This is a genomic window from Streptomyces sp. NRRL F-5123 (genome assembly GCF_000721495.1).
GTDB lineage: Bacteria > Actinomycetota > Actinomycetes > Streptomycetales > Streptomycetaceae > Actinacidiphila.
On record NZ_JOHY01000064.1, the window covers coordinates 1 to 22,520 of the forward strand.

Annotated in this window: 21 protein-coding genes and 1 pseudogene; 10 read left to right on the forward strand and 12 right to left on the reverse strand. The window is 73.6% G+C overall.

All coding sequences use genetic code 11. The features are described 5' to 3' along the window. Positions 1-167 precede the first annotated feature (167 nt). Positions 168-713, forward strand: coding sequence for a GNAT family N-acetyltransferase (locus IH54_RS0133175; protein ID WP_078862722.1), 546 nt, complete (start codon positions 168-170; stop codon positions 711-713). Between the two features lie 114 nt (positions 714-827). Further along, complete coding sequence (locus tag IH54_RS0133180) at positions 828-1,202, forward strand: winged helix-turn-helix transcriptional regulator (RefSeq protein WP_031524138.1); 375 nt, start codon at positions 828-830, stop codon at positions 1,200-1,202. Positions 1,203-1,222: 20 nt separating this feature from the next. Here the strand turns inward: IH54_RS0133180 and IH54_RS0133185 are convergent, their stop codons facing one another. The 3 genes from IH54_RS0133185 to IH54_RS0133195 form a co-directional block, all read right to left on the reverse strand. After that, entirely contained in the window at positions 1,223-1,777 is a 555-nt protein-coding gene (locus tag IH54_RS0133185) for a hypothetical protein (protein WP_031524140.1), read from the reverse strand. Next, entirely contained in the window at positions 1,774-2,625 is an 852-nt protein-coding gene (locus IH54_RS0133190; RefSeq protein WP_052398143.1) for an alpha/beta hydrolase, read from the reverse strand. Before IH54_RS0133190 ends, IH54_RS0133185 begins: the two co-directional genes overlap by 4 nt. 158 nt (positions 2,626-2,783) lie before the next feature. Further along, complete coding sequence (locus IH54_RS0133195) at positions 2,784-4,241, reverse strand: MFS transporter (RefSeq protein WP_031524144.1); 1,458 nt, start codon at positions 4,239-4,241, stop codon at positions 2,784-2,786. Between the two features lie 524 nt (positions 4,242-4,765). Here IH54_RS0133195 and IH54_RS0133200 point away from each other — a divergent pair. Both IH54_RS0133200 and IH54_RS47805 read left to right on the forward strand, forming a co-directional pair. Continuing rightward, entirely contained in the window at positions 4,766-5,281 is a 516-nt protein-coding gene (locus tag IH54_RS0133200) for a GNAT family N-acetyltransferase (RefSeq protein WP_199923502.1), read from the forward strand. 71 nt (positions 5,282-5,352) lie between these two features. After that, positions 5,353-5,604, forward strand: a pseudogene (locus IH54_RS47805) (SDR family oxidoreductase); the annotation flags it as partial. A gap of 122 nt (positions 5,605-5,726) precedes the next feature. Here IH54_RS47805 and IH54_RS0133205 read toward each other — a convergent pair. Continuing rightward, positions 5,727-7,010 carry an MFS transporter gene (locus IH54_RS0133205; RefSeq protein ID WP_052398144.1) on the reverse strand — a complete coding sequence of 428 codons (1,284 nt, stop codon included), beginning with the start codon at positions 7,008-7,010 and terminating at the stop codon, positions 5,727-5,729. A 122-nt stretch (positions 7,011-7,132) separates the two neighbouring features. On the opposite strand from IH54_RS0133205, the gene IH54_RS0133210 reads away from it, so the two are divergent. Continuing rightward, on the forward strand, positions 7,133-7,672 hold the full coding sequence (locus tag IH54_RS0133210; RefSeq protein ID WP_031524150.1) for a CGNR zinc finger domain-containing protein: 540 nt from the start codon (positions 7,133-7,135) through the stop codon (positions 7,670-7,672). 273 nt (positions 7,673-7,945) lie between these two features. Here IH54_RS0133210 and IH54_RS0133215 read toward each other — a convergent pair whose 3' ends face one another. Both IH54_RS0133215 and IH54_RS0133220 read right to left on the reverse strand, forming a co-directional pair. Continuing rightward, positions 7,946-8,470 (reverse strand): hypothetical protein, encoded by a 525-nt coding sequence (locus tag IH54_RS0133215; protein WP_031524153.1) that lies wholly within the window; start codon positions 8,468-8,470, stop codon positions 7,946-7,948. A 493-nt stretch (positions 8,471-8,963) separates the two neighbouring features. Next, positions 8,964-10,901 carry a BTAD domain-containing putative transcriptional regulator gene (locus IH54_RS0133220; RefSeq protein ID WP_031524155.1) on the reverse strand — a complete coding sequence of 646 codons (1,938 nt, stop codon included), beginning with the start codon at positions 10,899-10,901 and terminating at the stop codon, positions 8,964-8,966. Between the two features lie 111 nt (positions 10,902-11,012). Between IH54_RS0133220 and IH54_RS0133225 the strand changes: the two genes are divergently transcribed. Further along, positions 11,013-11,891, forward strand: coding sequence for an alpha/beta fold hydrolase (locus IH54_RS0133225; RefSeq protein ID WP_031524157.1), 879 nt, complete (start codon positions 11,013-11,015; stop codon positions 11,889-11,891). Positions 11,892-12,048: 157 nt separating this feature from the next. On the opposite strand, the gene IH54_RS0133230 is transcribed toward IH54_RS0133225, so the two are convergent. Beyond that, positions 12,049-13,017, reverse strand: coding sequence for a hypothetical protein (locus IH54_RS0133230; protein ID WP_031524160.1), 969 nt, complete (start codon positions 13,015-13,017; stop codon positions 12,049-12,051). A gap of 165 nt (positions 13,018-13,182) precedes the next feature. Here IH54_RS0133230 and IH54_RS0133235 point away from each other — a divergent pair, with 165 nt between their 5' ends. Together IH54_RS0133235 and IH54_RS0133240 are read left to right on the forward strand one after the other, a co-directional pair. Further along, the gene (locus IH54_RS0133235) at positions 13,183-13,503 is read left to right on the forward strand and encodes a hypothetical protein (RefSeq protein WP_031524162.1); all 321 of its coding nucleotides are present in this window, start codon (positions 13,183-13,185) and stop codon (positions 13,501-13,503) included. Positions 13,504-13,696: 193 nt separating this feature from the next. After that, complete coding sequence (locus IH54_RS0133240) at positions 13,697-14,476, forward strand: SDR family NAD(P)-dependent oxidoreductase (protein ID WP_031524164.1); 780 nt, start codon at positions 13,697-13,699, stop codon at positions 14,474-14,476. A 161-nt stretch (positions 14,477-14,637) separates the two neighbouring features. On the opposite strand, the gene IH54_RS0133245 is transcribed toward IH54_RS0133240, so the two are convergent. Then, positions 14,638-15,483: an LLM class flavin-dependent oxidoreductase gene (locus IH54_RS0133245; protein ID WP_031524166.1), complete on the reverse strand. Its 846-nt coding sequence runs from the start codon at positions 15,481-15,483 to the stop codon at positions 14,638-14,640. A gap of 378 nt (positions 15,484-15,861) precedes the next feature. Here IH54_RS0133245 and IH54_RS0133250 point away from each other — a divergent pair, with 378 nt between their 5' ends. Then, positions 15,862-16,749, forward strand: a complete 888-nt coding sequence (locus IH54_RS0133250) for a fructosamine kinase family protein (RefSeq protein WP_031524167.1) — start codon at positions 15,862-15,864, stop codon at positions 16,747-16,749. Between the two features lie 53 nt (positions 16,750-16,802). Here the strand turns inward: IH54_RS0133250 and IH54_RS0133255 are convergent, their stop codons facing one another. Together IH54_RS0133255 and htpX are read right to left on the reverse strand one after the other, a co-directional pair. Continuing rightward, positions 16,803-17,258 carry an MFS transporter gene (locus tag IH54_RS0133255; RefSeq protein ID WP_031524168.1) on the reverse strand — a complete coding sequence of 152 codons (456 nt, stop codon included), beginning with the start codon at positions 17,256-17,258 and terminating at the stop codon, positions 16,803-16,805. Between the two features lie 119 nt (positions 17,259-17,377). Further along, positions 17,378-18,280, reverse strand: a complete 903-nt coding sequence (htpX, locus tag IH54_RS0133260; RefSeq protein WP_031524169.1) for a zinc metalloprotease HtpX — start codon at positions 18,278-18,280, stop codon at positions 17,378-17,380. Positions 18,281-18,742: 462 nt separating this feature from the next. Here htpX and IH54_RS0133265 point away from each other — a divergent pair, with 462 nt between their 5' ends. Beyond that, positions 18,743-19,939: an MFS transporter gene (locus tag IH54_RS0133265; protein ID WP_043183020.1), complete on the forward strand. Its 1,197-nt coding sequence runs from the start codon at positions 18,743-18,745 to the stop codon at positions 19,937-19,939. A 436-nt stretch (positions 19,940-20,375) separates the two neighbouring features. Here the strand turns inward: IH54_RS0133265 and IH54_RS0133270 are convergent, their stop codons facing one another. Continuing rightward, positions 20,376-21,884, reverse strand: coding sequence for an MFS transporter (locus tag IH54_RS0133270; protein WP_031524172.1), 1,509 nt, complete (start codon positions 21,882-21,884; stop codon positions 20,376-20,378). 167 nt (positions 21,885-22,051) lie between these two features. Further along, positions 22,052-22,453: an SH3 domain-containing protein gene (locus IH54_RS44930; RefSeq protein WP_234344145.1), complete on the reverse strand. Its 402-nt coding sequence runs from the start codon at positions 22,451-22,453 to the stop codon at positions 22,052-22,054. Between the last annotated feature and the right edge of the window lie 67 nt (positions 22,454-22,520).

Below are 22,520 nucleotides of genomic sequence, written 5' to 3' on the forward strand. Positions count from 1 at the left end.
CCGCACCGGCCAACTCAGGCACGGACTCGTGCTCGATCGTCATCTCACTCACTTGGCGTCTCCATGATCAACAGATCCGCCGTTTATTAGACACTCCCCGACAAGCAGCGCTACGAGGGTTGACGACGGCGCCATTCCCTCCGGCACGACAGTCGTTCGCCCGTGAGATGGTGACCGTCATGACCGGTGGCGCGCTGGACGGCGAGGTTCGACTCGAGACGAGTCGGTTGCTGCTCAGACCTTGGCGGGTAGAGGAGGCTGTCGTCCAGCGTGAACTGTGGACTGAACGTGATCCACGAGTGCCGCCGCACCGCCGAATCGACGCGGACGGACACCCCACGGTCGCGGAGCTCGAGGATTCGATCCGCACCAGCAAGGTGTGGTCCACCGAGTTGCTGGCGGTCGAACGGAAGGCGTCTCGTGACGTCATCGGCTATTGCGGGCTGGTCGGCAGTGGGCGAGGAGCGGTAGGGGAACCGGAACTGGCCTTCGAGCTGCTACGCCGGGTTTGGCGTCAGGGCTACGCGACCGAGGCCGCGTCGGCGGTTGTGGAGTGGGCGCGATCGTCTGGATACGAACGTCTGTGGGCCACTGTCTGGGACTGGAACACCGCTTCTCGCAGAGTGCTGGCCAAGGTCGGGTTCACCGAGACCGATCGGAAGGAAGTGGACGCGGTGCACGGGACCACCTTGTTCGCCACGAGACGGCTCTGACACCCCCGACCTTCGACCTTGCGGACCGATCCGTGCAATGCCGCCTGGCGACGGGGGTTCCCATTCGCGTCCGGAGGCAGAAGCGAATGCGGCGCCGAGGAAGCCACCTGGTCGGTGCCCTCCGTCGGATGTCCCGCCGGCACCGTCATCGCGGTGCTCGCCAACAAGTGGGTCCTCTACGCGTTGGGAGCGCTGCGGCAGAACGCGGGTCCGATGCGTTTCAACCAGCTCAGCCGCAGCGTGCCGGGCGTCACGCAGAAGATGCTGACCCAGACCCTGCGCACGCTGGAGCGGGACGGGCTGGTCGTCCGGCGGGTCTTCCCCACCGTTCCGCCGCGCGTGGAGTACGACCTGACGCCGCTGGGCTGTCGGGCGGGGCTGCTGAGCGCGTCCATCGGGCAGTGGGCGGAGGCCCACGTCGGCCAGATCCTGGACGCCCGGGTGGCGTTCGACGCGCAGGCCGCCACCGCGCCGCGCCCGGTCGGCTGAACGGCGGGCACGTCGGGGCCTCAACCGGGCGGTCCTTCCCCGGCGTTCTGGGCGCGGGGGGTTTGGTGCAGGGCGGGGACGATGCGCCAGTCCCGCTGGAAGACGAGGTTGTGCAGGTCGGCGGACGCGATGGCGCGCAGGGTCGGGGCGAGTTCGGCGGCCTGCTGCGGAGTGGAGACGTTGAGCGGCCACTCGGCGACGGTCGCGCCGCGCAGGTGGGGGTGGTGGAAACCGGCGCCGTAGTGGGCGTGCAGGGTCAGGGGGGAGATACCGGCCCGCAGCTGTTCGGGCCAGCTCAGCGACCAGGCGGCGAAGCTTCCGCCGAGCGCGTCCTGACGGAGGCCGGTGGCGCTCAGGGTCCCGCTGCCGAGCAGCAGGTGGGTGTCGAACTCGGCGAGGACCTGGCGGGCGGGGGCGTCCATGAGCCGGACGGCGGCGCGGAAGGCGGCGTCCTTGCCGGTCCTGTCCCGGTGCCCGGCGTGGGTGCCCTCGCGCAGGTCGGTGAAGTGGCGCAGGAGTGCGTCCAGCGGAGCGGGGCACGCGGGAGGTTCGGCGGGGGAAACGGTCGAGGTCATCGGATGTCGTTCCCGTCGTCAGGGGTGCGGGGGTCGGGCGGCAGTTCGCGCACGGTGCGGGCGAGGAGCGGAAGCAGTTGCCCCGCGGGGCGCAGGAGGTCGGCGTGCCCGGTGCCGGGCGGGTGGTGGAGGTGGACGGGGACGCGGGAGTCGCGCAGGATCCGCGCGTAGCGGAGGGTGTCGCCGCTGACGGGATCGAGGCCGCCGGTCGCCAGGACGGCTTGGGCGAGCCCGTGGTGGTCTGCGGCGTCCAGGGGCGTGGAGTGCAGGACGGTGCCGTCGGCGGCGAGGGCGGTGGGAGCCGTCCCGCGGTGGGCGCTCCAGGCGCGGCGCAGCGCGGCCGCGGTCGGGAAGGCGCGGGAATCGCACCGGTGGCCCGGTGCACGGAAACCCGGGTCGAGCGGCGGGTAGGCCAGGACCTGGGCGTCGAGCCGGCCGCCGCGGTCGCGGACGGCGAGCGCGGCGCAGGCCGCGAGGGTGGCTCCTGAGCTGTCGCCGCCGACCGCCAGGAGCGAGCCGGAGGCGTCGCTGCGCAGGCGGGTCCACTCCAGGGCCGTCAGGAGGTCTTCGAGGGGGGCGGGGTGCCGGTGGCGGGGTGCGAGCCGGTAGTCGACGCTGACCACGGTCCAGCCGGACAGGGCGGCGATGCGCGCGGTGACGTCGTGCCACTGCGCGACCGATCCGTACTGCCAGCTGCCGCCGTGGGCCCACACCAGGAAGCCGGTGGGCGCCCCCCGCCCGGGGAGCGGGCGGAACACGCGGGCGCTGACGGCAGGGTCGCCGGGGATCACGGCATCGGACCAGGTCGCCCCGGCGGCGGGGACGGGCGGGCGGGCAGTGGCGGACATGGGGGGCTCCTTTCGTACGGGAAGCAGTCGGGGCGGTGGGGACGGAGGAGGACGGGAGAGGGGGCGGCGGTACTCACCGCCGCGGACAGGGCGGACCGCTGGGTGCGGTCCGCCCCGCCGGTCACCTCTCCTCCCCGGGACCGGTGCCTGACCGGAACTCAAGCCGCGGACCGCGGGGCGGGCTTGCGGGCGTGCAGGAAGCCCGCGGCGAGGACGACCCCGAGCAGGACGAGTGCGGCGTTGGCGGCGATGGCGACGGTGACGCCGTGGTGGATCGCCGAGGCAGTAGCGGCGCCACCGCCGGCCGCGGTGACGACGGCGGACATGATCGGCGTGCCCATGGTGATGCCGACCTGCTGGGACATGGAGGCGAGCCCGGTGGCCAGGCCCTGTTCGGCGTCCGGCAGTCCGCTGGTGGCGGTCACCATGAAGCCGACGATGACGAGCATGTTGCCGATGCCGCCGAGGAACGTGGCAGGCAGCAGCAGGGCCAGGGATGTGCCGGTGGAGGTGCCCAGGAAGAGCAGCGCGGCCGTGGAGACTGCCTGGAGCAGCCCTCCGGCGACGAGCGCGGTCGAGGTGGAGGTGCGGGCGATGACCTTCGGGGCGAGGAGCCCGCCGATGACCGTACCGGCGCCCAGCACGCCGAAGGTCACGCCGGCTTCGAGCGGGGAGAAGCCGAGGGTGTCCTGGAGGTAGAGGGTCAGCAGGTACACCAGCGACGTCTCGGTCACGAAGGCCAGCAGGCCGAACACGTTGCCCCAGGCCACGTTGCGGCGGCCGAGCACGGCGGGCGGCACCAGCGGCTGGGAGACCTTCCGTTCGATGAGGAAGAACGCGGCCAGCAGCACCAGGCCCGCGGCCAGTCCGGACAGTGCCGGGGTGCCGGTCCAGCCGTGCGCGCCGGCCTGGGTGAGCCCGTAGACGAGCGCGAGCAGACCGCCCGTCACGGTGAGGGCGCCCGGCAGGTCGAGCCGGGGCCGCTCGGCGGGCCTGGACTCCTTGATCACGGCGGGGGCGACGAGGACGACGGCGAGCGCGACCGGCACGTTGACGAAGAAGGCCCACCGCCACGACAGCAGGTCCGTCAGGGCGCCGCCGAGGATGGCCCCGGCGGTGAAGCCGGCCGACATCAGGGCGCCGCTGGCGCCCAGCGCCTTCTGCCGCAGCGGTCCTTCGGGGAAGGCCGTGGTCAGCAGCGACAGCCCGGCCGGGGTCGCGGCGGCGGTGGCCAGGCCCTGGGCGACGCGGGCGGCCAGGAGGACGCCGGGGCCGGTGGCGAGCCCGCCGGCCAGGGACGACAGCCCCAGCAGGGCGATGCTGCCGATGAACATCTTCTTACGGCCGATCAGGTCGCCGATGCGGCCGAAGAAGAGGGTGAACCCGGCGGCGGACAGGGCGAACGCGGTGGCGATCCACTGCAGGTTCGACAGGGAGAAGCCGAGCCCGTCCCCGATCGCCGGCAGCGCGACGTTCAGGATCGAGAAGTCGACGGCGAGCATGAACTGGGCGACCAGCAGGACACCGAGGACGAGTTTCAGCCGGCCGCTGAGCCGCTCGGGCACGGCACGCGCTGCCGGGTGCGCGGCCGCGGGCCGGACTCTGGTTGTGGACATGGCACATACCCCCTTGGACTCCGCCTCCGGACGGGGCGGAGCGTCGTAGCGGAACGGAACAGCCACCCCTCACTTAACGGGGCTGGCGTTCCGTTATGACAGTGAAGGTAGCACGCAGCCCACCCCTAAGGGAACCCGAGTTCCGATAACTTGGGTCTGCGGCAGCACTCACTGCCCGAGGGAGGCGGGCCGCTCATGTCCGCCGCGCCCGCCACCCCGGTCGCTCCCGGTGCCCCTTGCCGCCGACCTGGCCGAGCAGCCGCTGCCCCGCCCCGCCCCGCCCCGCCCCGCCCCGCCCCTGCGTGGGACTCCCCGATCACCCGTGGGCCAACACCCGCTCGGCCGTGAAGACCCTCACCGACCACCAACAGGGCGGCTGTTCAAGGCGCTCATCACCGCTGAGTCGGCGACCACTACGGATGGGATGGAAATCGTGGTGCCGCTGTGCACGCCTTTGCCGCCTGCGGGGGACCGGACCGGCTCAGTTACCATCGGCAAACCACTCGCCCGAGGGAAGAAAGACCATGGACACCGGCGTGATCGTCAGGGTTTTCGAGCAGGAGGACTGGGCCGAGGTCTGGCCCATCGTCCGTGAGGTGGTCCGTGCCGCCGACACCTTCACCTACGATCCGGCGATGAGTGAAACCGAGGCCCGGCACGGCTGGATCGAGCCTGGCGACGCCAGCGGGTTGACCGTGGTCGCCGTGACGGAACACGGGCGGGTTGTCGGCACTGCCAAGATGGGGCGCAACCGGCCCGGACCCGGCGCCCACGTGGCCACCGCCAGCTTCATGGTCGCAGCCGACACCCGCGGCCGTGGGGTGGGGCGGCACTTGTGCGGCTACGCCCTGGACTGGGCGCGCCGCAACGGCTACGCAGGAGTGCAGTTCAACGCAGTGGCCGCCTCGAACCTCTCCGCGGTCCACCTCTACGAGTCCCTCGGCTTCACCGTCGTCGGAACAGTCCCCGGTGCGTTCGAACATCCGACGCTCGGCCGTGTCGGACTCCACGTGATGTACTGCGACTTCGCCTCGGCCTGACCCCCTCCTGACCCGGGACGGAGGAGGCCGGCGCCCCTCTCGCAGAACCTTCTGGCGCCGCGGGCAGCGGGGTGGAACGCGTCCCGCCGGAGCTGCAGGCTGCTTCACGAGCTGCCGCGTCCGCGGCCGACGGCATCCGCATGAACGTCGTCGCGGGGGGGGGAGCGATCAGCACCGCGGTCAACGACGCCGGGCCCTCCGGCGAGTGGGTCCCGGAGATTCCGGCGGGCCGCTACGGCACCTCCGAGGAGATGGCCGAGGCGGCCGTCTGTCCGGGGCCGAACGCGGCACGCTACATCACCGGCCAGCAGATCGTCCTGGACGGAGGAGTCTCCGTCTGCGGCCCGTTCCCCGAACAGCCTGCCGGACCGGGTACACCCGAATGTGCGCCGGTCGGTACGACTGAACGTGCGCAACGGTCCCGGCTCTTCTCAATGGCGGGCTCTCAACGGGCTTCCAGGGCAGACCGGGTGACGTTCCTGAGGAAGAGCACTGGCGTTGCCGCTGTGGCCACTGCGAACACCGCGAAGGCCAGCCGCATGCCGCCCAGTTCGGCCAGCAGGCCTACCAGGCCCGCGCCCAGCGGCATGGCGCCGAAGCTGAAGAGCCGGGCAGCTGCGCCGTAGCGGCCGAGCATCTCGTCGGGGACCATACGCTGGGCGAGGGTACGGGAGTTGACCGACCAGAGCGTGCCGCCCATACCGCCGAGGAACGCGCCGGCCGCCACTGCCCATATGTTGGTGGTCAGCGCGGGCAGCGCCACCATCGCTGTTGTGCCGATCAGATCGGCGAACATCGCCCAGCGTGCGCTCAGCAGCCGGTTCACCCAGGTCACAGCTACCACGCCGGCCAGTCCGCCGATCCCGAGGGCACTGAGCACGATGCCGTACTGCTGCGGCCCGAGCTCCATGGCTTGCTTGGCGTAGAGCGGCATGAGCGCCAGCCAGGCCCCCCAGACGGCGGCGAGCACGGCGACGACCAGCGACAGCGTGCGCAGCACCTCATCCCGCCACAGGAAGCGCATCCCTTCGGCGATCCGGCTGTTGACGGAGACGGGAGTTGCGTCCGGGTCGGGCCTGTCGGCCCGGAAGCGGCCCACCAGTAGGAGCAGGGCGAGGGCGGCGAGCGCGTAGGAGGCGCTTATCAGCCCCAGCGCCAGGCCCGTCCCGGAGGCCAGTAGCAGCCCGCCGATGAATGGGCCGGCGAATTCCTGTCCTACGGTCTCGGCGCCTACCATCCAGGTGTTGGCGCGCTCTCGTCCCGCCGCCGGTACCGCGGCCGGGACCAGAGCGGAGGCGGAGGTGGAGGCCAGTACGTCGGCGACGCCGAGGATCACCCCGGCGCAGAAGAGCCGGCCGAGCGTGACGGCGCCGGTCACGGCGGAGGCGGTGAGCCAGCCCATCGCAGCCAGCCGCATCCCGTTCGCACCCCAGAGCAGCCGCCGCCGGTCGAAGCGGTCGACGAGCACGCCGATATGCAAGGCGACGAGCAGCCAGGGCAGCGTGAGGGTCAGCGATACCGCGGTGACCTGGGCGGGTGAGCCGGTGAGCTGGGTGGCGAGCACCGGGAGGGCCATCTTCATCACGCCGTCGGCGAGGTTGGTCGTGGCCGTGAAGCCGACAAGGAGAGCGGTGTTGCGGCGACCAGGGTCTGCCGGGGAGCGATCTCTCGGCGTCGGAGCGCCGAAGCTCCTGCCGGTTTGCGTCCGCTCACGTACCGCCGTGGTCATGACCGTCCCCTAACTGTCTAACGCTTTAGCCGGTGGGGTCACTGTGGCAGGTGCCCCGCCCTTCCGCAACCGGCAAAACGCTTAGGCGGTAAGATGGTGGAAACCTGCAGGAGGTGACCGCAATGCTGGAGCCGCCGGCCTCAGCCGTCCTCGTGGAGGCATTCGCCAACACGATCGACGTGGAGGAGGCGAGCGACGAGATCGCCACCCCGGTTGCGCTGGCCGGCTGGCTGAAGAGCCGCGGCCTACTGGACGAGCCCGGCGAGATCCCCGCCGAGGTCCACGAGAGCTATATGGCCCTTCGCGCAGGCATCCGCGAGGAGTTGGGCGCCCACGTCGGGGACACCCCCGACCCGGAGCGTCGGGCCGCGGCAGACCGGATGCTGGCCGAACACCCCGTGCTCATCACGGCACGCGGCTCCCTGACCCCTGCGCCGGGGCTTCCCGCCGAGCGGAGGCCGCTGGCCATGCTGGCGATCGCGTGGAGCGAACTGGTCACGACCGGGGACGCGACTCGGCTCAAGCGCTGTGCGGAGCACACCTGCGGTTGGGTGTTCTGGGACGTGTCGAAGAACCACAGCCGCCGCTGGTGCTCGATGAAAGTGTGCGGGAACCGCAGCAAGGCCCGGTCCTACGCGTCCCGTCAGCGGCAGGCAACCTAGTGCTGTGACCGGGAGGGTTCACCGGCTTGCGACGCCCGGCACGGCACCTCGCTGCGTTGCCGCATCGACCGAGTAGGGCCCACTACGAGGCCGTTCCGCGGTCCGGGGGAAAGATCACCGACCGCATCGTACGGCGCTGCCGGCCCGTGTTTCGGTGCGGCCGGGACCATCCCGCGAGGTCGGCGAGAAGGCGGAGGGCCGCCCTCGGCCGGCTGGCCTCCTGGCCTCGTCGCGCCCAGGAGGCCGGGGCCGTGCCCAGGCGGCCGGTTCCGGCTAGTGCAGGAGGAACGCCTCGGTCCACAGCGCGGTCAGTGGGACGAGGAGTACCAGCAGGTGGGGTCTGAGGAGGGTCTGTGTGCGGGTAGGGGTTTTCGCCGTTGCGGTGGAGGCGTGGTGGGCGTGGTCGAGGATCTGGTGGCGCACGGACCGTGCTCCGCGGTTTCCGGTCGCGGCCCCGGCGACGGAGGCGCGGAAGGTGGGGGGTTTCGCCGTACGTCCGTCGGCGGTCCTGATGACCAGGTCGCCGCGCTCGACGCGGACGTCGACGATGGTGGCGGCGGGGATCCTGCGGACCATGCCCGGGTAGTGGACGGCGACGACGCCCGGCTCCAGGACTATGCGGGGTGCGAGGGCGAGGTTCCACAGCAGCCAGATCGTGGCCGACATGGCACTTCCTGCGACCAGCCGTCCTTTCAGGCTCGCGTCCGCCCCGGGGTGGGCCACCACGACGAGGCCGATCACGGAGAAGGCGGCGATGCCCAGGATGCCGAGGTTCCGCAGGCCGCGGGGGGCGATCACGTGCGTCGTCGTGGGGCTCCTCCCACCGTGCCGTCCGGCTCGCTCCGCGGAGTGGGCCGGACGACGGGGTCCGACACGCTTTCCGGTTCGTCCAACTGCACCACGCGGGAGCGAACCCCGTCGAGCACATGCCCTGGTTGTCGACGGCCTGGACGAACCAGCCGGAGGTGGACGGCACCGGGCCCGATCCGTGGCATGGCGGGCCTGCGGTGTGTCGCGGCAGGTGGTCGCGGAGCGGAAGTACCCGGGTGACGAGCTTGGCGCCGTTCTGGGTGACGAAGCCGTCCTTTCTCGACGGCGTCGGTGAACGCCTTGCCGGCGAACGCCTACGGGCAGTGGATCACCACGCGTGGCGTTCGAGACCGTCGCCGGCTGCCCGGCGACCGCGACGGCGACGGATGCCACTGAACGTCCATGCGACCTGATTCCGCCGGGGCCGTGGGGTGAGCGCGGGCGGTCCCGGGGCTCGCGGAGTGCGGCGGAACGCGGTCGCTCACCCCGCTCCGGCGCATGCCTCCGCCTCTGCCAGATACCGCGCCACCGGGCCCAGGGTCAGCATTCCGCTGGCGCCGCCGGCGTGTTCTGCGCAGGCATCACGCAGGGCAGCCCCAGCTTGCGCGGCGATTCCGCGCTCGCCGAGGCGTACGGCGGCGCGGGCGGTCAGGCACCACATGGCCTCCTGCATGTGGTCGTGCGGTGGTTCGGGCACCGCGGCGAGGGCGGCACGGGCCTGCTCGCCCCGGTCCTGGGCGAGCAGCACGAGGGGCCTCGCCCAGGGCTTGTACGGGCCCCAGTCGAGGTGCGGGTCGGTGGGCGCGGGCCGGTCGTGCAGCAGGCGCAGTCCCAGTAGGGCGAGCGGGAACAGGCCGCGGTGCAGCCCCGGCATTCCGGCCGTCCGGAGGGCGTCCTCGGCGGCGCGGTAGTGCGCTGCTGCCGTGGCGGCGGTCGGTCCGCCGGGTTCGGTGCTGCGGGCGGCCGTGGCCCGGGCCCTGAACCACCCGGTGAGGACGGGGACGAGGGGCGCCTCGGTGGTGGTGGCGAGCTCGTCGGCTGCGTGGGCGTGCGAGGCCGCGGCGTCGAGGTCGCCGAGGGCCGAGGCGGATTGCAGGCGGACGAGCCGGCCGAGTACGGCGAAGTTCGGCAGCCCGTTCCGGGTGGACAGGTCGAGGATCTCGGCGCCGGTCCTGTCCCGTGCCGCCGCGAGCCCGGGGCTGCTGAAGGACTGCAGGAACACCCCGTTGAGGGCGAAGGCCAGCAGGGCGGGATCGGCCAGGTCCCGTGCCAGCTCCTCGGCCTGGCGCGCCGCCTGCTGCGCGTGCTTCAGCTCGGTCCCGGACAGATCGGCGCTGCGGCTCTCGACGGCGACCGTGGCCAGGAGGCGGGCGCGCAGGTCGGCGGGGCCGTCCGGGCCGAGCCCGGTGAGCGTGCGCTCGGCAGCCGCGACGACGGCACGGGACTGCTCGGGGTCGTCGGCCCGGCTCCAGATGGCGGGCACGTCGTAGGCGCCGATGATCCGGGCGGTCAGGAAGAGGTCTCCCGTGCGTTCCGCCGCCTGGATGGCGGCGAGGCGGTCGCTCCGCGAGCGGACGAGGGCGTCGCCACCCGCCAGTGCGAGGGTGCGGGCCAGATCAACGGTGGTGCGCGGGCCGAACCGGACACCGGTGCCGGTCCACGCGGTACGTGCTCCTTCGGGGGGCGCGGAGCCGTTGAGGATGTCCGTCTCCAGGCGCTGAAGGCCGCCACCGGGGTCGAGTCCGAGTTGGTCGACGAGCATCGCGCGGGCTCGGCGGAGGGTGGCGAGCGCGTCGGCCTGGCGGCCCCCGCGGTACAGCGCGCGGGCAAGCAGCTCCCAGGCCGGCTCGCGCCACGGGTGTTCGGCGACATGGGCACCCAGTTCGGCGACGAGGTCGGCCCCTTCCCCGGAGTCGAGGAGGATACGGGCGCGCAGTTCCACCCCCTCCAGCCTCAGTTCCTCCAGCCGGGTCCGCTCGCGCTGCGCCCATGCGGAGCCGGTCACATCGGCGTAGGCGGGTCCGCGCCAGGCCGCGAGTGCCGCGCCGAGGTCGGTCACGGCGGCGGGGTCGCGGCGGGCTCGGGCCAGGGTGTCCTGGAACCGATGGCTGTCCACGTCCTCGCGCGGCAGCCGCAGCGCGTAGCCGGGACCTTCGGTGACGATGACGCGCGGCGGATCGCGGGGCGGTCGGTCGGGTTCGAGGGCGCGGCGCAGCGCGGCGACGAACGTACGCAAAGCGCCGACGGCGCGGGTCGGCGGATCGGTCCACAGGTCGTTGACAAGGGTGTCGGTGGTGACCATCCGTCCCTCGGCGGCGACGAGCCGGGCGAGTACCTCACGATGGCGGGGTCCGCCCAGGTCAACCGGGCTGCCGTCGTCGCGGAGGGCCCGCACCGCACCGAGCACGTCGATTCGCATGCCCCCATCCTCCGTGCCAGGGGCCGGCAGCGCCCCACCGTACTGATCGGCTGCTGATCGCCGTCGCCCAAGCTGATCCGGTCAAGCCCCCGACCCGAAAGGGTGGTCCTCATGACGCTCACCGTTCCCGGCTTCGATCACATCCGCCTGCCCGGTGCGGCCGGTGTGGAGCTGGCTGCAGCTGTCGGCGGCAGCGGCAGTCCGGTCGTGCTGTTGCACGGTTTTCCCCAGACCCACCTGATGTGGCGACACGTCGCCGAGCGGCTCGCCGACGAGCACACGGTGATCTGTCCTGACCTGCGGGGCTACGGCGCCAGCGACAAGCCGGCGGCCGTCGACCCCGATGTGTACGCCAAGCGCACCATGGCTGCCGACGTCGTGGCCCTGGCGGCGGCGCTCGGCCACGAGCGCTTTGCCCTCGTCGGCCACGACCGAGGCGCCCTGGTCGCCTTCCGGGCAGGGTTGGACCACCCTGAGACCGTCACGCACCTGGGCATCCTCGACATCGTGCCGACGCTCGACATGTGGAACGTCCTGCACGGCGTCTCGGGGGCGGTCGGCTACCACCTCTTCCTGATGGCGCAGCCGCCGGGCCTGCCGGAGGCGATGATCGCAGGCAGTTCGGACGCGTTCTTCGGCTCGTTCCTCGACGCCTGGGCCAACGACCCGACCGCTGTGCCCGAGGACGTACGTGCCGAATACCTGCGCGCGAGCGCCGCGGCGGTGACGTCGATCGTCGCGGACTACCGGGCCTCGGCGGGCGTCGACGTCGTGCACGACCAGGCGGACCTGGACGCCGGGTCGCAGCTGGCCATGCCCGTGACGGTCGTCCAGCAGGACTGGGGCGCGCAGCTCGGCTACGACGCTGCCGGGGTGTGGAAGGCGTGGGCGCCGGATCTGGACCACCGCCTGACCCGCGCCGGGCACTTCATGGCCGAAGAGGCACCCGACGAGATCGCAGCCGCGATCCGGGGCCTGCTGGCCCGCTGAGCCTCCTGCTCCCGACTCGTCGGGTGGGTCGTCCCCGGCCGCCGGGTCACGGAAGGGGGCAGGCCCTGGCCCGGGGCCGCCGGCCGACATGGTGAGCGGGTGGCGAACGCAGGCCGCGGGACCGCCGCCGCGTGAGGGGAACACGTCCGCTGTGGCTTCAGCCTGCCGCGGGCGCTGTGGTGGCCGAGGTGTGTTTGTAGTAGCTGAGGAAGATGTCGGCGGCCCAGTTGCCGTAGTCGAGGTCGTTGACCTGGACGACGGCGATGTCGCCCGTGGTGCGGTTGCGCAGGCAGAAGCTGCTGCCGGGCGGGACGGCGGGGAAGCGGACGGTGCGGGTGGGGCGGTGGGCCAGACCGGTGGCGCACTGCTCGACGGTGGGCACGGTGCGGCCGGCGAGGTAGGCGTCGGTCAGGGGCTGGAGTTCGAATGCGCCGTGGCTGTCGCCGTCGGGGTCGGCGTTGGTGCTCAGCGACCAGGCTCCTTCGTCGGTGACGACCTTGCCGGTGAGCAGGTCGAAGTAGTCGTTGTAGTCGTGTGAGGACAGGTTCCGGTGGGTGTACACGGGCGTGTAGGCGGGCGACGGCGCCGGGGTGCGCGGCGAGGCCGCCGAAACCGCCGGGGTACGCGGCGCCTTCTCCCCCGCCCCGGACCCGTGGGCGGTGGCCAGGTAGATGCCGGCGCCGGCCAGGGCGAGCAGGGTGATCGACGCGCCGGTGACCGCCGCGGCCCGTGAGCGCCACCAGGGGGGCTTCTGCTCGGGGGGCGAGGCGACGGGCGGCGGGAGGGATGCCTCGGCCTTCGACGGTGCGGGTCGCACCGCGGCCGGGGCCGGCATGTCCGGAAGCTCCCAGCCCCTCACTGCCGAGCGGGCCCTGCGCCATCTGGTGCGGCAGTCCTCGACAGCGGCCTTGGAACCGGTCATCGCCCACACCATCGCCACCGCGTGATCGAGCGACGGCAGCCGCCTCGCGTCGAGGGCGTCCTGGATGGTGCTGCGGGCCACCCTCGGCCCCACCGCCTGGGTGCGTCGTTCCAGCTCGCGTAACGACAGATCGCCGCCCAGCAGCTTCATCTGGCGAAGCCAGGCAGCGAACTCCTCGACCGCGTTCACCTCACCGCCGCTCATGGACCTCGCCCCCCAGGGTGTCCGGAACTGTCCGGAGGTTACCGCCGCAGGTCCGAGGCCGTCCGAAGGTTCACCGAAAGTGTCCGGTCCGCTCACGGCACAGGCCGGATCCCGGCCCGAATGGAGTCATCTCCGCTTCTTCCCCGCTGCTTCGAGGAGGCACCCGTGACACCGTCTGCATGCGCCTGCCGGACCTGTGAGATCCTCGCCGAGACCGCCGACTGCCCGTGGCTTTCCCACGTCCGCTTCAGCGACGTCATCCGTGTCATCGTCGCCTGGGACCGCCTGACGCAGTGCGTACCGGACGGCCGGCACCCGGTGGACTACCTCGACCGCCACACCCACGGCCTGTCGCGCCGGCTCCTCGACGACCTGCGCCTTACCCGGCACGCCTGCGCGCACCCTCACACCCGCCCCCGCTCCCAGCAGGACCTGGACCGCGCGCTTGTCACCGCCTTCCACGCCATCGCCCAACTCCGCGAGTGACCGGGGCCGGTCGGGGCACTCGCCGGCCGCACCTGAACGTTCAGGTGCGGCCGGGGCGGATGCCGAACGGAGAAGGCGGGAGATCCGTCAGGACTTCAGTCGGTGGCGCGGCGATCGGCGGGTGCTGGTGGACGGCACGTGGGAGGCCGATGGCCGGGCGGGTCGCCGCGGACGTGTCGTCTAGGGTTCGGACATGACCTCGCATAGCTATGTCTCCGAACTGTTCTCGCTGGAAGGCCGGGTGGCCGTGGTGACGGGCGGCAGTTCCGGCATCGGTCGCGCCATCGCCGGGGCACTTGCGCGGGCAGGGGCGAGCGTGGTGGTCGTGGCACGCAAGGAGTCGGAACTGGCCGCCACGGTCGCCGAGTTGGCAGCCGACGGCTGCCGGACGGCCTGGGTGAGCGCCGACCTGAGCACCCGCGACGGGGTGCGTGCGGCTGCGCAGCAGGCAGCCGAGGTGTTCGGCGAGCCCGACATTCTCGTCAACAGCGCCGGAATCAACCTCCGGCCGCCGATGGGTGAGCTGGGCGAGGACGTGTGGGACGCCACGATGGCGGTGAACCTGGAGGCGCCCTACCTGCTGGGCCAGCGGTTCGGGCCCGGCATGGCCGAGCGGGGCTTCGGGCGGATCATCCACATCACCTCCCAGCAGGCGCACCGTGCGTTCGTCCAGAGCGGCGCCTACGGAGTCTCCAAGGGCGCGCTGGAGTCGCTGGCCCGCTCCCAGGCCGAGGCGTGGTCGCCGTACGGCGTCACCTGCAACACACTCGTGCCCGGCTTCGTCATGACCCCGCTCAACGCACGGCTGTCCGCCGACCCCGAGAAGGTGGCGGCGCTGGCCGCGCGCACGATGGTCGGTCGCAACGGCCTGGCCGAGGACTTCGCCGGGGCGGCGGTCTTCCTGGCCGGCCGCGCTTCCGGCTACGTCACCGGGCAGGCGATCTTCGTCGACGGCGGGTTGTCCGTCCACTGAGCTTCTTCGACGCGGCCACCGAAGGGTCGGCGGCATCCGTTCTCCTGCCCGCCGGGATCCGGCGGGTTCGGGCCGTCCGGGCCCGGCGGGCGAGGGGTCCTCGGTCGGCCTGGTGCGGGGCTTCCCGCGGCCGGGTGAGGGGGCGACCGCCGCTGCCGGGGTTACAGGATGTCGGCGATGCGGTCGACCTGGGTCGGGTCGAGGCCGTAGCAGTAGAGCATCACCTCGTCGGCGCCGAGGTTCGCGAAGTCGGCGATCGCCGCGCGGATTTCTGCGGGGGTGGTGAGGAGCCCGGCGGTCATGCGGTCGGGCATGCCGGTGAAGGTGTAGTACGCGTGCATGCGGGCCCGGGCGTCGTCGATCACCGCTCGGGGGCCGAGGGCGACGTTGGCCTGGGCGACGAGGCGGGGGGCGCCGTCACGGCCGTACTGCTTCCAGAACGTGCGGACGGTGTCGAACAGGCCGCCCGCCCAGGAGGGCGCCGCGGCACCGAGGAATCCGTCGCCCCAGCGGGCGACGCGTTCGAGCGCGGCGGGCTTGAAGCCGCCGAAGAGCACCTCGGGGCCGCCGGGCCGGGCGGGGGCGGGGCCGATCGGGCCGACGCCGTCGCCGTACGGCTCGCCGGACCACAGGCGGCGCATGACCGTCATCTGCTCGTCGAGGCGCCGGCCCCGGGTGCGCTTGTCGATGCCGGTGGCCTCGTGGTCGTCGTCCCGGCCGCCGACACCCACGCCGAGGACGAGGCGGCCACCGGTCATCCGGTCGAGGGTGGCGGCCTGCTTGGCCAGGAGGGCGGTGTCCCGCAGCGGGGCGAGCAGCACCTCGGTCTGGACGCGGATGCGGGAGGTGGCTCCCGCGAGGACGGCGAGGGCGACGAGGGGTTCGGGGTTGTCGTAGACGATCCGGTCGAGCAGACCGAGCGTGGTGAAGGGCCCGGCGTCCGCGCGCCGGGCCCAGGTCAGCAGGGTGGCCGGGTCGCCGATGGGCAGGCCGATACCGACGTTCATGAAAAGAGCCTCCGGAAGGAAGGGTCGACAAGGACGACTGCCGCCCCTCCGGCACCTCGGCGAGGTGGGACGCTCCCGCCCTGCGGCGTGCTTCCGGGGAACGTCTCGTCGGAGTGATCCGACTGTAGGTCGAGCCGGGTGCGCGGGACAAGGCGATTTGGCCGCCCCCGCCTCCCTGCCCCCGAGGGGGTGGCGACCGGCGACCGTCCGGGCCGGCGGCAGGCGGTGGCGGGAGCCGCGGACGGTGCACCGCGCACTCGTCGAGGCCCCGCGGTTCCATCCCTCGCGGGCAGCCGCGCCGCTCGGGCCGGATTCCGTGCGCCTCCACGGAAGACGGGGCATTGCCACGGCCCGGGGGCGGAGGAGATCATCGCGGCCATGGCCGATACCGCGTCCCTCCTGCTCCAGCGTCTGCACGCCGCCGGTGTGCGGGACACCGTCCGCGTCGAGCCGGTCACGGGCGGGCTCGCCGCGCTCGCCGGGCTCGCCGGGCGGCGGGACGGGACGCGGGTGTTCGTCAAGGCCTTCGCGGAGGCGGCGGACGAGGACGCCTTCGCGGCGGAGGCGGAAGGGCTGGGGGTGCTGCGCGAGAACGGCGTGGCCACGCCGGACGTGCTGCTCGCGGGGCGGGATCTGCTCGTGCTGTCGGTGCTGCGGCCCCGGCCGGACAGCGCGGCCTTCTGGGAGCGGTTCGCGCACGGGCTCGCCCGTCTGCACACGAGCACGCGGCAGTCGCGGTTCGGGTGGCACCGGGACAACTGGCTGGGACGGCGGCGGCAGGTCAACACGTGGGAGGACGACGGTTTCGCGTTCTTCGCGCGGCACCGGCTGCTGCGGTGGCTGGACGAGCCGCGGGTACGGGAGGTGCTGGACGCCGGGGACCGGGCGGCGCTGGAGCGGCTGTGCGAGCGACTGCCCGACCTGCTGCCGGGCGGGCCCGCGTGCCTGACGCACGGGGACCTGTGGGCGCAGAACGTCATGGCCGCCCCTGACGGCAGCCCCGCGCTGATCGACCCCGCCGTGTCGTACACATGGGCCGAGGTGGACCTCGCCCACCTGTGGACGACCGCGCCGCCGCCCGAGGCGGGAGCGTTCTTCGACCTGTACGCCGAGCTCACCGGGCTGGACCGGGACTGGCGCGAGCGCATGCCCATCCTCCAGCTGCGCCAACACCTCGCCGTCATCGCACAGTTCGAGCCCGACTGGGGCGCCGCCGACCTCGTACGCGCCACGCTCGCGCCCTTCCGGCGGCGGGCCCCCCGGTAGATCCGTCGCGGCTCAGGCCTGGTGGGGTGCGAGCGCGCGCGGCTGCGCGGCGCTCACCGCCTGTCACTCGCGGAACCTCGTCGGCCCCGGGCCGCGGCCTGCCGGACGGGGTCGAGCGGGACGGCCCGCTCCCACCGCGTCCGGGGATGCCCTTCCGGACCACCATCCGCAGCCGTACGGCGTGGGTGACGGTCAGCAGCCCGAGCACCCCGGCGAGGAGGGCCCAGCGCGGTCTGGGTGCCCAGCAGCAGGCGGCGCTTGTCCGCGCGGTCGGCGAGCGGCCCGCCGTACGGGCTGCCCAGGAGGACCGGCAGGAACTGCGCGGCCGCCCCCGGCCCGAGGACCGTACCGGAGCCGGTCAGCTCCACCGCCGGCCAGGACTGGGCCACGGCCTGCATCCACGTCCCGACCGGGCTGACGCACTGCCCCGCCGCGTACAGCCGGAAGTCCGGCTCCTGCAGGGCGGCGAACGGGCCGTTGCCGTCGTGCCCGCGCGCCGGGGCCGTCACGTGGCGGGGCCGTCATCGTGGCGGGACACCTGTCGCGTCGGGGGCGCGGTCGCGGGATACGGTGCGTGACCGACGCTGACGGGGTGCCCCGCCCGGGAGAATTCTCCACGCGGGGCCGCTCAGGAGTGCAGTCCCAGCTCGGTGGAGATCCGGCCGAGCGCGTCCAGGCGGCGCTGGAGGCTCGGGTGGGTGGAGAGGACGGCGGCGAGCGGGGAGTCCTCGCGGAGCGCGGGGGTGAAGAAGAAGGCGTTGAAGGAGCGGGCGGTGCGCAGGTCCTCCGTCGGGATGCGGGCGATGTCGCCGCTGACCTTGACCAGCGCGGACGCCAGCTCCGAGGGGCGGCCGGTGAGCAGCGCGGCGGAGCGGTCGGCGGCCAGCTCACGGTAGCGGGACAGCGCGCGGGTCAGCAGGAAGCCGAGCAGGTACGCGACCGCGGAGACGGCCATGACGAGGGCGAGCAGCGCGGCGGTGTTCTGGTCCTGGCGGCGGCCGCCGAACAGCTCGGAGTAGAAGGCGAACCGCACCAGCAGGCCCGCCAGCACGCCGATGAAGGAGGCGATCGTGATGACGGCGACGTCCTTGTGCGCGACGTGGGACAGCTCGTGGGCCAGCACTCCCTCCAGCTCGCCCGCGTCGAGCCGCCGCAGCAGGCCCCTGGTCACGCACAGCACCGCGTGATCGGCGTTGCGCCCGGTGGCGAAGGCGTTGGGCAGGTCGGTGCCGGACACCGCGACCACCGGTTTGGGCATGTCGGCCAGCGCGCAGAGCCGGTCGACGGCCCCGTGCAGCGCGGGCTCCTCCTCGGGTGTGACCGCGCGGGCGTGCATGGCGAACAGCGCGATCTTGTCGGAGAACCAGTACTGCGCCGCGAGCAGCGCCGCGACGACCAGCACCACGACCACGACGGACTTCAGCAGCGCGACCAGCGCGGCGACGAAGGCCACGTAGACCAGCCCGATCAGGACGAGGACAACCGCCATCCGCACGGACAGTTGCCGGTCGGGTGCGAAGCGGGAACGCATGGCCGCTCACCCCTTCCCGCCGGTCCGCCGCGAGCCTGCGGCGGACCGGTACGCGCTTCTTCCGCTCCTTCCAGCATGCCGCCTCCCGGCCCCGCACGCGCGTCCCGCCGACCGGGGGAACCACGGAATCCGCAGGCGGGGAGCCGCTCGGGCGGTGCAGCACGGTGGAGTCGGCGCGGGTGGCGGCAGGTCGCGCCGCGCACCCGGGGAGTTGCGGACGCGCGCGGGCGGGCGGGCCCGGCGGTTGACTTCGCCGGGCGGATGCCCTTCGATGCTGCTCGGCCCCGCTTCCGGGGCCGGTGAACGGATCACAGGACTTCTGCCCGGTGACGGAGTCGGTGCGGGGCGCGTGTCCCCACTCCGCGCCGCAACTGGACGGTTCCAGGCGGTCGTCCACGGGTCGGTACGCATGGGCACCGGCGACCCGGGGCCCGCCCCGCCGGGCAGCGAGAGGGAATCGCCGTGTCGACGGCGAACTACCGTGCCCTGCTGCGTACCCCCGGGGCCGCGGCGTTCTTCCTGCCCGCGCTGCTGGGACGTACCGGCGGCGCGATGACCGGACTCGGCATCGTCTGGCTCGTGCACGACCGGACCGGGTCCTTCGCCGCCGCCGGGGTGGTGAGCGGCGGCTTCGCGGTGGCCGAGGCGGTCGGGGCGCCCCGACTGGCCCGGCTCGCGGACCGGTTCGGCCAGACGCGGGTGCTGCCGCCCGCGCTGCTCGGGCACGCCGCCGCGGTGGCCGCGCTCGTGGGCCTGACGACCGCGGGCGCCCCGCGCCCGCTGCTCGCACTGGGCGGCGCGGCGGTCGGGGCAAGCGTGCCGCAGCTCCCGGCGATGTCCGCGGCGCGCTGGGCGGCGCTGCTGCGCGACGGCCGGGCGGCGGAGCTGCCCGCGGCCTTCGCGCTGGAGTCGGTCGGCAACGCGGTGTCCTACCTCGTGGGGCCCGCCCTGGTCAGCGCCCTCGCGGCGGCCGGGCACCCGGCGGCGGGCAGCGTGCTGGCCACCGCCTTGACGGTCGGCGGCGGGCTGCTGCTCGCCGCCCGGCGCGGCAGCGCGCCCCCGCACGCGGCGGACGGCGCCGCGCACGCCCGTGCGGGCCGGACGCTGCTGGGCGGCGCCCTGCGCGTCCTGCTCGGCCTCAACCTCGGCATCGGCGTCTACTTCGGTGCGATGCAGGTGTCGCTGACAGCCTTCGCCGTCGAGCACGGCGCGCCTGGAGCGGCGGCCCCGCTCTTCGCGGTGTCCGGCTGCAGCGGCCTGCTGGCCGGGTGGCTGTACGGGCTGCGCCGGTGGCGGGCCGCACCGCCCGTACAACTGCTCGCGGCCACGGCCGTGTTGACGTTCGGCACCTTGCTGCTGCTCGCCGCCGGCTCGCCCGTCGCGCTCGGGCCGGCCGTGGTGGTGACCGGCGCCGCCGTCCCGCCGCTGCTGGCGCTCTTCACGCTGCTGACGGAGTCCGCGGTGGACCCGCTCGTCCTGACCCAGGCCTTCTCCTGGCTCGGCTCCGCGAGCGCCGCGGGCTCGGCGGCCGCGGCGGCGGCCACCGGCTGGGCGGTCGACTCCCTCGGCGCCCGCGGTGGCTTCGCCGTCGCAGCGGCGTCCGCGGCGGCGATGGCAGCGGGGGCGCTGCGCTTGCCGAGGGTCGCGGGAGCGCGCTGAGGAGCGCGGTACGGGACGTCGCAGCGGCGTCCGCGGCGGCGATGGCAGCGGGGGCGCTGCACTTGCCGAGGGGCGCGGGAGCGCGCTGAGGGGCGCGGTACGGGACGCACCGTGGGCGCGGCACCCGTGCGGGCCACGGCCGTCCGCGGGTGGCCGGTCGCGCGCCCCGCGGCCGGGGGGCCTGCGCCCCACCCGCCGCGGGAGCCGAGCGCACGGCCCCCCAGCAACGCCCCGCGCTGTATTCGCACACCGCCCCTGGGGCGCGGGGAGCCGACCCGCGGCTCCCAGGGACGCCCTGTGCCTGCCGTACCCGCACACCGCGCCTGGGGCGCCGAGCTGACCCGCAGCTCCCCGCACCCCAGGGGCTGCCCCTGCCGTACCCGCACGCTGCACGCGCCGCACGCCGCGGCTCCCCCGCGCGCCCGGTCCGGCTCCCCTACCCCGGGGGGTGGCGCCGGCCGCGGAGGCGGAGCCAGACGTCGCGGGCGTGGCGGCCCGCCGCCGTGCGGCTGTGGGCGACGAGGCGGTGGGCCTGGCCGGGCGTCTCGACCATGGCGCGGGAGCCGGCCAGCGGCTTGCCCGCGGTCTCGCGCAGGTAGAGCGTCGACACGCAGCCGACGGCGCCCGCGACCATGAGGTAGTACGCGGGGACCATCGCGTCGCCCGTCACCTCCACGAGCGCCGACGCGACCAGCGGGGTGGTGCCGCCGAAGAGCGAGACGGAGATGTTGAAGGCGATCGACAGGGCCCCGTAGCGGATGCGGGTCGGGAAGAGGGCGGGCAGTGTGGCCGCCGAGGTGCCCGCGAAGGAGGCGAGCAGCAGGCCCAGGATCGCGCAGCCGACCGCCGGGAGCACGATGCCGCCCTGCCGGATCAGGACGAACGCGGGCGCGGAGAGGGCGATGAGCGCGATGCTGCCGGTCATGAACACCGGCCGCCGCCCCCACCGGTCGGAGGTGCGGCCCACCGCGGTGATCGTCAGCACCACGAGCAGCATGGTGCCGAGCACGAGCAGTTGCGCGGTGGTGTCGCCGAAGTCGAGCGTGGACGTCATGTACGTCGGCAGGTAGGACGTCACCATGTAGTTGGTGACGTTGTAGAGCAGCACCAGGCCGATGCAGATCATGATGGCCTGCCAGTGGCCGGTGAAGATGTCCTTCAGCCGCCCGCGCCCGGACTGCCGGGCCTCCTCGACGGGGCTGCCGCCGCCCGGCGCGGCGTGGGACGCCTGCTCGACCTCCGCCTTGAAGGCCGGGGTGTCCTCCAGCTTGAGGCGCATGTAGAGGCCGGTCACGCCGAGCGGCCCGGCCACCAGGAAGGGGATGCGCCAGGCCCAGTCCTGGAGACTCTGCGACCCGAGGGTGACGGTCAGCACGGTGACCAGGCCGGAGCCCAGCGAATAGCCGATGAAGGTGCCGAAGTCGAGCCAGCTGCCGAGGAAGCCGCGCCGCCGGTCGGGTGCGTACTCCGCGATGTACGTGGTCGCGCCCGCGTACTCGCCGCCGGTGGAGAAGCCCTGCACGAGCCGGCACGCCAGCAGCAGCATCGGCGCGAGCAGGCCCACGGACCCGTACGTCGGGAGCAGGCCGACCGCGAGGGTGCTCGCGGCCATCATGATCATGGTGATCGCCAGCACCCGCTGCCGGCCGATCCGGTCGCCGAGCGGCCCGAAGACGAGGCCGCCGAGCGGGCGTACGAGGAATGCGGCGGCGAAGGTCGCGAAGGTCGAGATGACCTGGGTGCCGGGCGAACTGGACGGGAAGAAGACCTTGCCGAGGGTGTCGGCGAGGTAGGCGTAGACGCCGAAGTCGAACCACTCCATGGTGTTGCCGAGCGCGGCGGCGCCCACCGCGAGCCGCACCTTGGGCAGGTCGGCGACGGCGACGTCCTCGGGGCCCAGCGACCGTTTCCGGCGCCGCAGCAGGGTGCGGTAGAGCCGGTCCACCCGCTCGCCCGAGCGCCGCGGTCCGGCTCCCGTCCGGCCGGGTCCTCTGCGCGCGTCCACTGCCTGCCCTCCTCGAGCCGGTACCGCCGGTACACGACCGCGCACGGCGGCCGTACGGGGACGTACGGCCGCCGTGCGCGACGGTCACTCGGTGCCCTCGGACGGGGTCAGCACCAGGGCACGGTGCCGAGGTTGGCGACGTAGCGGGCAGCCAGCCAGCCGGTGCGGTCGTAGAGCTTGTACCAGCGCGGGTTGCCGTCCACGGTCTGGCCGTTGACCTTGCAGGAGAGGTGGACGATGGCGCCGGGCGGGTAGCTGCCCAGCGCCGCCGAGTTCGTGGTCGCCGCCGCGCGGATGGTGAGCGGCAGGCTGGAGACGACCCGCCCGTCGACGTATCCGCTGCGCACGGTGGCGGGCGCGGCCTGGCCCGACGCTCCGGTGGCGGCCGCGCCCGCGGGTGCGACGGCGCCGAACAGGCTCAGGGCGGCGGCCCCGGCGGTGAGGGCGAGCGTGGTCAGGGGCTTGTGCGTGGCGAGCGGCAGCATGACGGCCTTCCTGCTGTGGGACACCGCCGGGCGGACCCGGCGGTTCGCGGAACGGTTCCCCGCCCGCCGAGCCTCCTCCCCCGGCCGCTCC